Raw genomic sequence first — 11,424 nt, 5'->3', positions numbered from 1 at the left:
CATTCACGCTTAAAAGGTTTTGATATCACAAAACCAGTGATAAAAAAATTGAACACATATCGTGAAAAATGTGGACTAAAACCAATCACGCAATTTCAATTCTAATTAAGTAACAAGGAACTTATAATTCAGTACATATTAGTAGATGGACCGCCGAATGCTGGGAAACTAGCACGTTCGGTGCGGAGCAGGGGAATAGCTGGAGATAACTTCAAACGCTTACCTATTGCTAACCATTAGTGAAAGATAAACAATCTGTTATTGTACTATAGGGCAGGTAAATTTATAATTTTATTGTAATATTTATCCTATTTTGGACATTCCCTTAATATAGGAGAGGGGATTTTTATGTATAAAAGATTATTTATTTGCTTGTCGTTTAGTTTATCAATTGTGACTGCTTGTAATGCAGAACCCCAAGTTTTTATTGGAGAGCAGAACGAAGTTCAAGCAGGAACCGAGGAAGTAAAAGTTACTCCGTCAAAAGAAGGAAATGATGAAATAATAAATTTACTGAACGAAATCAAAAAGGAACTAATAGTATCCATTGCAAAACAACCGGGAATTGAAAAGGAATCGATAGAAATAATAGTAGGTACTAGTTCTGTTGAAGGGAATATTGACGTTGACGTATCAGTAAGTTTACCGAAGGATGCAAAAATTGATGATGCGACAATTCAACAAATAGTTGAAGATATTATTAAGATCGTTTCTAAAAAAGAAAACGTAACAATTAGCGAAGAAAATGTTGAGATAAAAATAAAATAAAAATTTCAGCCATGGTTTTCCACGCCAAGGCTTTTATATCGTACAGTAATTATACTGTTTGTGCTAAAGCGTAGGATATTTTAATAAATAATACATACCTTCATATTTCTTGAAGAAATTAGAATTAAGGAGGTGAAAAAATGTCTAACCCATTTGAGGCTGTCTGGAATGTGTTAAAAACTTCAATTGACAATACGAACGAACCAAAATCTCCTCTTCATATAATAGAAGTGGGGGATTGTTGGAAGTATTTAGCTTTAGTTGAAGAATTTATTCGTTATGAAGAAATTGGCTTAAATACGACTTCTGATGATGAAGTTATAGAGTTACTTAATGATGTGATTAAAACATGCGAATCACACGCAAAAAGGTTAAACGAATTTATGAAAAAAGAAGGAATACCTTTACCAGATGTCGTGTCCGCTAAACCAAATTCTAATCCAAAAGAAATACCTTTAGGTGTAAAGTTATCAGATGATGAAATCACAAATGGTATTGCTTTTAAGCTAGTTACATGCTTGAAAACATGTGCAAAAGGACAAGCTGACGCTATTCATAATGATGTTGGAATAATGTGGCTCCAATTTTATTCAGAGTGGGTAACGTTTGGTACAACGCTAAAAACTTTAATGCGTAAACGTGGTTGGATTAAGGTCCCACCTTATTATTATCCGCCTGGTTCTCCAACACAATAAGTATATAAAACAACTCGTAGCGTTAGCAATTAAGGAGCACTTTTCCACGGTGCTCCTTTTTAAGTTACATTTAGATTCTTGTATGTACGAGTTAAAATTATAATGTACCTGCATTCAACTGACGTTGTAACTCTTCGACTACCTAGGACGGACGACTTAATTTACTGTCAACAACAGCGTCTAAATAGTTCTGTAGTATTAGGTCCAAGTAAACCATCATCTTTAGAAATGCTTTAATTACTATGCTATCCTTTTTACCACTGCCAAAATCAATAGTCGTGCCATAAAAAGCGTTTGTTACGCTATTGTTACTTGATAACTTATAATACCATCTACTTTAATACCTAGATATTTTTGCAATGCGGTAGTAGTTGCATTACCCCCTTTACCACATGCTCATTCAAGAAAGATTAGGACCCTCTAAAATAAGCACCACAATGGACGTATATGGACATGTATTACAAGACGCCGAAAAAAGTGCAGCTAACCATTTTAATGATTTATTTAAAAAAGCATAAAAATGGTCCCCGAATGGTCCCCAGAGAGGAAAACTGATTTTCTACCAAAAATAAAAAAACCTCACAACGATTATCGTTGCAAGGCTTTGGCTAACGTCCCAGGCAGGATTCGAACCTGCGACCCACAGCTTAGAAGGCTGTTGCTCTATCCTGCTGAGCTACTGGGACATGGAGCGGGTGAAGGGAATCGAACCCTCGACATCAGCTTGGAAGGCTGAGGTTTTACCACTAAACTACACCCGCATTATGTATAATTATTAATTTTTTTTTACACGCTCTGTCATGTTCCTGCATCTGCCAGCTATTTCATTGATGGTAATGCTTCGGAACAACTCGTTGTTTACTCGGTGGATGTATTGCTCGTGGCTGAGGTTTTACCACTAAACTACACCCGCATCTCTATGTAAAATATGTATGTATCTCGTTAACGGACAAGTACCATTATATTAACTTGAGTTAGAATTGTCAATATAAAATCACAAATTTATCTTTAGTATTTTAGAACATGTAATTATAAAACTAAAATCCAGCCAGCAGAATCCATATCTGCTGGCTCTTTATTTTATGTTAATGATGTTTGATAAGCAAGACTAGAAATCTCTTGATCCTCTTTTGTATAGAAACGAACTTCGATATTTTCCAATTGTTCATCCGCTGTCAGAATTGCATATGAACCTGGATGTGCACTCCTAGGTTGGCGGATACTTCCCGGGTTAATAAATAATTGATCTTTAATTTTTTCAGCACCAGCAACATGCGAGTGACCAAAGCAAATAACGTTTGCCCCTAACTCTTCAGCACGATATGAAGCTGGCATTAAAGTTGATTTAATTTGAAATAAGTGACCATGCGTCACGAAAAAGTGTAAATTTCCTACTTTGAAATCAATTTCTTCTGGCAACCGGAAATCCATATCCATGTTTCCTTGGACTGCTTTAAAGTCCGTGAGTTCCTCACTATCTATATCAAGCTCAGAATCACCACAATGGATCATCGTATCCACTTCATTTTCGTACCGATCTTTTATTTCGGATACTTCACTTGTCCAACCATGACTATCACTAAGTATTAAGATTTTCGGCATGTCCTCCACTCCTTTTACAACTGTTTTACCCAGTTTTCGATTTTGTCTAACGCTTTTTTGCGATGACTAATCTGATTTTTTTCTTCTGGAGTCATTTCTGCCATCGTCTTTGCGCTACCAGTTGGATAAAAGATAGGGTCATAACCAAAACCATTCTTACCAATAGCTTCATAACCAATTGTTCCTTCACATTCACCACGTTTAAAGATTGTTTGCTGTCCTGGTTGAGCTATTGCTAATACACATACAAAACGACCAGTACGTTTAAGCTGTGGCACATCTTGTATTTCAGTTAATACTTTTTCTAGATTGGCTTTATCATCTTTCTCCTCTCCAGCATATCTAGCTGAATAGACACCTGGAGCGCCATTTAACGCATCAATTTCTATTCCTGAGTCATCTGCTATCACCGGGATATTAAATTTTTCACAAATCGCTTCTGCCTTAATTGCTGCATTTTCTTCAAACGTTGCACCAGTTTCTTCAATATCATCAATTGGTTCTGACAAATCTAATAAGGAAGAGACTTCGATTCCTAAAGGTTCAAATAATCCTTTAAAATCTTTCATTTTTCCTATGTTTTTTGTTGCAATTATTAATTCTTCCATGTTGAAAAAGCTCCCCTAGGATTGTTCAATATGTTCTTGATAAGGTTTGATTGCTTCTGCCTGCATTTCAAAAATCTCTTTTAAGCCTTTTTCAGCTAAAGTTAACATTTTAGTTAGTTGAGTACTAGTAAATGTAGCTTCTTCACCTGTTCCTTGCAGTTCGACAAATTCTCCTTTACCTGTCATCACCACATTCATATCGACGTGTGCTTTGGCATCCTCGGAATACTCGAGATCTAAAATTTCTGTTCCATCAGGTAGCACACCAACGGAGATTGCTGCAAGATAATCTGTAATAGGTAAAGATTTTATTTTTTCTTCTTTAAGTAATTTACCTAGTGCATGGACAACGGCGACAAATGCTCCAGTTATCGATGCAGTTCTAGTACCACCATCTGCCTGAATCACATCACAGTCTACCCAAACCGTACGCTCTCCAATTGCATCTAAATCCACAACCGCTCTTAGAGAACGTCCGATCAATCGCTGAATTTCCATAGTTCGTCCAGAAACTTTACCCTTTGATGACTCACGGATATTTCTAGTCTCAGTTGCTCGAGGTAACATCGCATACTCTGCAGTAATCCAGCCTTTTCCTGAACCCCTCATAAACGGTGGGACACGATCCTCCACACTTGCATTACATATAACTTTCGTGTCGCCGACGGTAATTAGTACGGACCCTTCGGCATGTTTAGTAAAATTAGTTTCAATATCGATTGATCTGAGTTGATCAACTTCTCTCCCTGTTTCACGCATTCTATTTCCTCCTTACATACTGTTCTATCTTAACATATTTTCTCAGAAGATGGGTTTTTCATACATAAGAAAATCAACTAAAAAGATACACCCGTTTCAAACAAATGAAACGGGTGTAAAATTATCTATATAAAACTCAACTCAAACACAAATGGATTATCGTCCATTTAAATGCTTTCCGTTGGTGTAACCATATCTCTTGAAACAGGTTCTGTGTATGGTTGTCCACTTTCACTAACTACTTCTTCATGGTTTTCAACAGATACTTCAACAGCCTCTACATCTTTCTGTTCTGTTAATGTGAGCACGATCGATTGCATTACCTCATCAGCAATCATACTTTTCGCGCTGTTAGATAGTATATTTTCATTAAAGTTTACTGACAGTACTCCATCCTTAAAGACTGGTTCGGACGCAAGTTGTGATCCCGTATTAATGAAGTGCTCTAGAGGTAAATCAAAAGAAGGACCTTCCAACAAAGCTTGTACAACAGATTGATATGGATTCTCTTCATTCATCGGAATATGCTGTGTAATTGGAACAAAGTATACCATTTCATCTCCTTGCATTGGAAAGTAAAGCGTAGTAGCTTTACTTTCCATTAAATCAACACCTACAGCTTGATGAACATTAATGCCATTTGCTCGAGAATACCCTTCATTTATTGGTGTTCCGTTCACTGGCATTGCTTCTTGTTCTTCTCCTTCGATCCATAACTTAACGCGGTTTACATTTTCAAATTGTGTTAGCGTATGTGTCATTGATTCTAAAATCTTTTGTTCATTTTCAGCTTTATAAGTTTTAAATTCTTCCGAAACATTTACAACTAATGTCCCGTCAGCTTCTAAATTCAAGTCGATAATCTCTGTTCCAGCAGGTAATACTGCCTGGAATCCGCTTGGTAACATAGATGTAACTGGACCATCCTTAACAAGGTACTCTAATACCTGCTTTGCTACTTCTTTTGATTCTGGAGATGGAAGCTGCACTTCTTGAGGAACTACTAAACCATTTTGATCTAGAAGGTATAACATTCTAGATACAGAGTCTGCAGTATTTCCTGTATCTTCACTATCTGTTTCATCACCTTCAGCCGGATCTCCTTCTTCACCTGAATCTTCTTCCGGAGTGCTCTTTGATTCATCGGAACCTTCTTCCGGAGTATCTTCCAAATCATCTGTTAATTCTGCATTTTCAGGTGGCGCATCTATTTGATCTAATGTCTGTTCTCCTTCAAAAACACCACACCCAACTAACAAAAGCAAACTTAATAATACGACTCCTGCATACTTTTTAGCCAAATCGATTTTCATAACCGATACCTCCTACGATGGTTTGTACTATTATGTATACGAGCTTATAATTAAAATAGACCAATCAAATAATCAAAAAATTGTCATAAAAGAAAACTCTGCTTTAAGCTAGGTTTTAAAACAAATAGGAGCATCTAAATAAGAATAGCGCAAATTTTATACTTTCTTGTATTATGAAGAAAAAAATAAACAGATAGAAAGACCAACATTTTGGCATTCTATCTGTTTACCTTTATTTTCTACTATCCATTTAAAACTATCTCTATGACTTACTGATGACTCCTCTTCCTAAGCTTTTTACCGTATTTAATTCGATCTTATCTACTGCATCAATTTTCTGATTTAACCACCGTGATGCAATTTCACGAAATACGTCAACATTTCCAGTTGTATAAAAATGATATTGTGGTGCCTGCTTGCCTTGATAAAGCTTATTTTGATATTCTAAAATGGTACTGACTTCTCTCGCCGTTTCCTCTCCTGATGATATCACTGTCACGGTTGACCCTATCTCCTCTTGGATCAATGCTTTAATCATTGGATAATGAGTACAACCCAAAATAAGCGTATCCATGTTAGAAAATTGCTTCAATGGTTGTAATGTTTCTCTTACCACTTGATACGCTTTTTCTCCTTGCACCATTCCTTTTTCCACCAATGGGACAAATCGTGGGCATGCTAAATCGTGCACTTCAATATTTGAGTTTATTTGTCTTAATGTGTCAACATATGCTTTACTTTTAATCGTTCCTTCGGTTCCAATCACTCCTATTTCAGCTGTACGGGAATTTGTAATAGCTGCACGTGCACCTGGTTGAATTACCCCGACAACCGGAATCGTAAGTTCTTCTCTTAACTGGTCCAATGTAAATGCAGTTGCTGTGTTACAAGCAATGACTAACATTTTAATATCTCTTTCTAATAAAAAGTGGACCATTTCCCAAGTGTACTGTATCACTTCTTCTTTAGGGCGTGGTCCATATGGACATCTTTTGGTATCGCCCAAATAAATAATCGATTCTTTTGGTAATTGACGTACTAATTCACTTGCTACTGTAAGTCCGCCAACCCCTGAGTCAATAACTCCAATAGGTTGCTTCACTTTCATCGCCTCTTTACAATTTTGCATTTTCTGTTTGTTGTCTCATTTCCTGATGAAGGATATGTAAAAGTCTTGATAACTGTTCCATATCCTCTTCTTTAACATTCGTTAAAACTTCCCCTAAATATTTCTGTCTTTTTTCAATTACTTCTTGGATAATTTTTCTTCCCTTTTCTAATAAGTGGATACGAACTACTCGACGATCTTTGGTATCTTTCACTCGTTCCACAATATCATTCTTTTCCATACGATCAACTAAATCCGTTGTCGTACTAAAAGCGAGGTAAATTTTTTTGGATAATTCACCTAATGTTAAATCTCCATGCTCTAATAAAAATTGTAAGGCAATGAATTGCGGTGTTGTAATCGGATAATTATTTAAAATTTCTCGGCCTTTTTGTTTAATAATCCCAGAAATATATCTTAACTCTTTTTCTATATCAGCAATTTGTTCTACTTCTTTCTCATTAACCAATTCAAAACGCTCCTTCATACATAAAAATACATAAGTTTACTATAACATTTTTTCTTGATTAAATGTTATACAGAATCTATTATGGTTAACAGAAAGAAAGCGTCTAGCCTTGGTCATACGCTTTCTTATTTCTTATTAGCAAATGAACTAGCTAATGCTGCACACACTTCAGCAATCATGTGGAATAATGCGACGATCAAATATATCCCCTCCAGACTAGGAAATAATCTTCTTAGTAGGATGTATCCGTTGATAACTGTTGATTGGAACGATTACGAACAAACATGTTAAAAAGGCTACTAATGAAACAAAAATAGCTACCATTAATCCTAATCCTGCCATAAATAAGTCTTCACCAGGATAGGATGGTTCTAATGTCGCATACCAATAACTAAAAATAATAATCATGATAAAATAAAAACTGCTCCCTATTGAAGCAAATATCCATCGATTCATCTTTGTTCCACACCAGGAACGGCCAAATACATACAAATAAACTGATTATTACCGCTCCAGCCATAACAAATAAGTGTACATAGGGAAGCATTAAATAGCTTATACCCATTAGTATTAATATAGTAGATGAAAAAAAAAGAGCATTTACTCCGAAAAATACCCCTCCAGTAATCCAATAATTGTTTAACCACTTATGTTTCTCACTGTCTATCTTTAACGTCCCGAGAGATTCTAATTTTTTAATAATTGGATGTCGAAAGAATAAAAAAAGGATAATTGCTAAAACTCCAAATAGCAGAAAAGAACTCATAATGATGACCTCCTATACTAATAAATCCGGAGATGGTTTTATGCCCTTTACAAAAGATACTCCTGCCATTCATTATCAAAAAACTGGCAGAGGAACAGCTATAATATTCATTGCCCCACCAGGAATGGGACATTTAACATTCCGTTATCAAACCTTACTAGAACATAGCTTTACCGTTATCACATTTGATAACAGAGGAGATTGCAGTAGTGAACATTCTGATGCAAAATTGACTTTTTCACAATACGTTGATGATGTAAAAAGAGTCCTTGACGAAAATGGGATCTCAAAGGCTATTGTTTGTGGCTATTCTAATGGTGGGTTAATCGCTCAACAATTTGCTATATCATACCCAGAACATACATTAGCACTGATGTTAATTGGGGGCTATCATTCGCCACAGAGTCTTATCCTCCGTACCGAATACAAAATAGGGATAAAAATTGCCAGGAAGGGGTGGATTCCATTATTGGCAAAAGGGCTTGCTTTCAATCATTTCTCCGATAAAAAGAAAGCAAAAGAAATAGAAATGGAAATCAACAAAACGAACGCTGACATGCTAGCTCAGCAATATCAATTAGGATTAAATTACGATAACGAGCAACACCTACATCATATCGATGTGCCACTTTTGATTATCTACGGTGCGAATGATCATTATGTACACCCTTATCAAAATATATTCCGAAATAAGTTAAAAGATGTAGAAGTTGCCTATGTTCACCGCTCCAAACATCAAGTACCAACTAAATATTTTCATGAATGTAATGCCATTATTTATGAATGGGCAAAGCGAAAACAATTAAAGTAAGCATTTGTTCATTCAAACAAATTATACCACTTAATTATATGTAATTAGAATAGTGGGTAATTTATGTATATAAAACTGCCTTGGTTGAAAGAAAACTTATTTAGAAGACAAGCTTTGTTAGATGTTACTAGATGAAATCTCATGAAAATGGGATCCCATTAAGGTTTCCTCTTTTTCCATATTTTTCACGAAGTAATTCACATCGTTATCAATTCCGTCCATAACATCTTGTTGCAATAACAATCTGATCAATTACCTTTGAACGTTTTACTCGCTCGATCTGATATTCAAGTAACGGTTTACCTAAAACTTTTTTTAGTATTTTGCCCGGAAGTCTTGTTGATCCCCATCTAGACTGTATAATAGCAACAAATTTCATAAGAACCTCCTATTTTCCGATAAATAAGATTAAACACTTTTAGTCAGTTGTGAGAATAGTTTTTATGAACCTGCCCGAGGGCAGGTTCATAAAAACTATTCTCACAACTTGAGATACTATTAAAAAATTCACTCCATCACTGGTATTCTATTAAATATCGTTCTGGTACCTCCGCTAATCAATATATTTTTGTCTTTAAAATACACAACTTCTCCCTCTTTCCTAATGATGTTATTCGATTATGCATTGCAAAGATAATTACTTACTTAATTATGTATATTAGAAAAGGAGATAATCAGTTCAGGCAAACTATTTGAGAACGAAAATCTGTTGTTTGAGAGTAGTACACCAACGATTCTCCATTCCAAAATAAGAAAAGCGCAAAGCGGCCGTTCAGCAACGTTCAAACTGGATTGAACCGGAAGGAGATAAAGGAAACTCTTTGGGAGCTGAAAGCGAACCGATGTTGACTTTCGCCCAAGGGCATAAAGCGACTATGCTTCTGTCTTCGCTCCGCTCATATATCAGCAAGTCTTCTTTATCGTGCGGAGATGAGGGAAGTTTCTAGTTGCTGGGCGCTCAGAGCTGGCCGTGGATTTATTCCGATAAGTTATCCATAGCAACTATATTTTATAATTTCCAAAGCAAAGAATAAAGAGAGGATTATTCCTCTCCCAGCTTATAGAGAAAGTGGGTGTTTTTTCTCTACAGGCTTTTTTTATTGGTAAAGAAATTTAGTTTAGTTCGGTTATTTTTATGAAAATAGACTCCCACACACCTAGCTAATCCTAGCTAGGTGTGTGGCAATCTTCTTCATGTTTTGGCAGGCTACGGTGAGTAATACCTGCTCACTCGCATTTGGTAATCCGCGCAACCTGCAATAGCGAAGCCCATGCAGCTGTCTCGAATCTGCAAAGCTTCGCTCAATCTTTTCTTTTCGATATTTGTAGAGCATTTTGCCGGAGGGGGAAAGGCGGTTCTGACGAACCTTCTCCTTGTGTTCCTCCCAAACATGCCGGGTTACCACCTTTTGATGATTCCTCGACCTGGTGCACTGATCCAGTAATGGACATGTTGCGCACTTCTTGGGATCGGACTTATATTCTCGGTAGCCTTCTCGAGAGGCATCCGTAATTATATTGTATTTCATATCAGTGGTTCGGTGGTCCAAGTAACAGAACATTTCCTGTTTTCGGTCCCGGGACATAAACCGTTATCTGGATCAGTAGTGCTTTTGCGGACCGTTTTTTTATTTGTCACGTCCTCTCTTTCCTTTAATGGCTTTTTTCCGTATCGTTGCCTATCTTCCTCAATTGCTTGGTTGAGGTCGTGTATGTAAACTTTGGTTTCTACCTCAACTTCTTCTCTGGTGAATTTATGTTTATTCGCATTAGCCTTTAGGTGAGTAGAATCTGTGAAGAGGACCCTGCCACCAACCATTCTGTGGTTGATCGCTTGGAGCAGGATTTCATTAAATATCTCCTGGAAAATATCCGTATCGTTAAATCTTTTGCGGCGGTTCCAACTAATAGTTGTGTGGTCGGGAACTGGATCTGATAATCTCAATCCCAAAAACCCGGTAAGCTACATTCAACTGTATTTCCTTCTCCAGTTGGCGTTCGGAACGAATGCCATAAAAATATCCGATAAACAAGTTAGGTTATTTCACTGTTTACCGAAAGTATTATTCATTGGAAGTAGGCTAAAATCACGAAAGGAGATCAAAAAATGAACAAAAAAAATGACCACTTAAATATACAAAACCTAAGTGAGATGCTCGTAGAATTGCAAAATGAAGTGCAGTCCATTAAAGGGGACGAGGAGAAATTAAGATTTGCAAATTTGATTGATAAATTAGAACTATTTATTAGTGAAATGAATGACGTCACACAGGATGTGCATCACTTACAGAAAAGATTTGCACAAATGAAAAGACCGGTAACATCACTAAAGGCACACTATCAGCCATCAGAGTACAGCAAGTTGCAAAGAATGTTCCAATCAGTTCAGAAGGATAGCTCTGCTTCCATGCAAAACAATACGAATAGAAAGTGGACTAATCCAACGACTGAGATAACAGATGTTCATACCAATAAACGATAAACACCTAGTTTTTGAGCAATACTTCCATTCGTCCAAACCTTTT

General features: G+C 36.4%; 12 protein-coding genes, 2 tRNA genes and 2 pseudogenes. 4 read left to right on the top strand and 12 right to left on the bottom strand.

The genetic code is table 11. The features are described from left to right. The first annotated feature begins 348 nt into the window (after nt 1-348). Both ACTWP4_RS17525 and ACTWP4_RS17520 read left to right on the top strand, forming a co-directional pair. The gene (locus ACTWP4_RS17525; protein ID WP_443130079.1) at nt 349-768 is read left to right on the top strand and encodes a hypothetical protein; all 420 of its coding nucleotides are present in this window, start codon (nt 349-351) and stop codon (nt 766-768) included. 140 nt (nt 769-908) lie between these two features. Then, nucleotides 909-1,463 (top strand): DUF3231 family protein, encoded by a 555-nt coding sequence (locus ACTWP4_RS17520; protein WP_443130078.1) that lies wholly within the window; start codon nt 909-911, stop codon nt 1,461-1,463. 612 nt (nt 1,464-2,075) lie between these two features. Here the strand turns inward: ACTWP4_RS17520 and ACTWP4_RS17515 are convergent. The 10 genes from ACTWP4_RS17515 to ACTWP4_RS17470 all read right to left on the bottom strand — a co-directional run bounded on the left by ACTWP4_RS17515 (nt 2,076) and on the right by ACTWP4_RS17470 (nt 8,088). After that, nucleotides 2,076-2,149: transfer RNA gene (locus ACTWP4_RS17515), tRNA-Arg, on the bottom strand. 1 nt (nt 2,150) lies between these two features. Continuing rightward, nucleotides 2,151-2,224: transfer RNA gene (locus tag ACTWP4_RS17510), tRNA-Gly, on the bottom strand. A 319-nt stretch (nt 2,225-2,543) separates the two neighbouring features. Beyond that, nucleotides 2,544-3,065, bottom strand: a complete 522-nt coding sequence (locus ACTWP4_RS17505; RefSeq protein ID WP_443130077.1) for a metallophosphoesterase — start codon at nt 3,063-3,065, stop codon at nt 2,544-2,546. Between the two features lie 14 nt (nt 3,066-3,079). Beyond that, complete coding sequence (locus ACTWP4_RS17500) at nt 3,080-3,673, bottom strand: XTP/dITP diphosphatase (protein ID WP_443130076.1); 594 nt, start codon at nt 3,671-3,673, stop codon at nt 3,080-3,082. 15 nt (nt 3,674-3,688) lie between these two features. Continuing rightward, nucleotides 3,689-4,432 carry a ribonuclease PH gene (gene rph / locus ACTWP4_RS17495; protein ID WP_443130075.1) on the bottom strand — a complete coding sequence of 248 codons (744 nt, stop codon included), beginning with the start codon at nt 4,430-4,432 and terminating at the stop codon, nt 3,689-3,691. Between the two features lie 167 nt (nt 4,433-4,599). Next, nucleotides 4,600-5,745 carry a GerMN domain-containing protein gene (locus tag ACTWP4_RS17490; protein WP_443130074.1) on the bottom strand — a complete coding sequence of 382 codons (1,146 nt, stop codon included), beginning with the start codon at nt 5,743-5,745 and terminating at the stop codon, nt 4,600-4,602. 262 nt (nt 5,746-6,007) lie between these two features. Then, nucleotides 6,008-6,847: a glutamate racemase gene (gene racE, locus ACTWP4_RS17485; RefSeq protein ID WP_443130073.1), complete on the bottom strand. Its 840-nt coding sequence runs from the start codon at nt 6,845-6,847 to the stop codon at nt 6,008-6,010. Between the two features lie 13 nt (nt 6,848-6,860). Further along, a complete protein-coding gene (locus tag ACTWP4_RS17480; protein WP_443130072.1) occupies nt 6,861-7,340 on the bottom strand; it encodes a MarR family winged helix-turn-helix transcriptional regulator in 480 nt (159 codons plus the stop codon). 198 nt (nt 7,341-7,538) lie between these two features. After that, nucleotides 7,539-7,730: a hypothetical protein gene (locus tag ACTWP4_RS17475; protein ID WP_443130071.1), complete on the bottom strand. Its 192-nt coding sequence runs from the start codon at nt 7,728-7,730 to the stop codon at nt 7,539-7,541. After that, nucleotides 7,714-8,088 (bottom strand): hypothetical protein, encoded by a 375-nt coding sequence (locus ACTWP4_RS17470; RefSeq protein ID WP_443130070.1) that lies wholly within the window; start codon nt 8,086-8,088, stop codon nt 7,714-7,716. The genes ACTWP4_RS17475 and ACTWP4_RS17470 overlap by 17 nt, the downstream gene beginning before the upstream one ends. A gap of 40 nt (nt 8,089-8,128) precedes the next feature. Here ACTWP4_RS17470 and ACTWP4_RS17465 point away from each other — a divergent pair, with 40 nt between their 5' ends. Then, the gene (locus tag ACTWP4_RS17465) at nt 8,129-8,899 is read left to right on the top strand and encodes an alpha/beta fold hydrolase (RefSeq protein ID WP_443130069.1); all 771 of its coding nucleotides are present in this window, start codon (nt 8,129-8,131) and stop codon (nt 8,897-8,899) included. A 229-nt stretch (nt 8,900-9,128) separates the two neighbouring features. Here ACTWP4_RS17465 and ACTWP4_RS17460 read toward each other — a convergent pair. Together ACTWP4_RS17460 and ACTWP4_RS17455 are read right to left on the bottom strand one after the other, a co-directional pair. After that, nucleotides 9,129-9,278, bottom strand: a pseudogene (locus ACTWP4_RS17460) (cytidylyltransferase domain-containing protein); the annotation flags it as partial. A 778-nt stretch (nt 9,279-10,056) separates the two neighbouring features. Next, nucleotides 10,057-10,932: pseudogene (locus ACTWP4_RS17455) on the bottom strand (transposase); the annotation flags it as partial. A gap of 74 nt (nt 10,933-11,006) precedes the next feature. On the opposite strand from ACTWP4_RS17455, the gene ACTWP4_RS17450 reads away from it, so the two are divergent. Continuing rightward, the gene (locus ACTWP4_RS17450; RefSeq protein ID WP_443130068.1) at nt 11,007-11,381 is read left to right on the top strand and encodes a hypothetical protein; all 375 of its coding nucleotides are present in this window, start codon (nt 11,007-11,009) and stop codon (nt 11,379-11,381) included. Nucleotides 11,382-11,424 lie beyond the last annotated feature (43 nt).

Source organism: Gracilibacillus sp. D59, assembly GCF_052246695.1.
Classification (GTDB): domain Bacteria; phylum Bacillota; class Bacilli; order Bacillales; family Amphibacillaceae; genus Gracilibacillus.
Note: the sequence above shows the minus strand (reverse complement) of the source record. Positions and strands in the feature narration are given on the sequence as shown.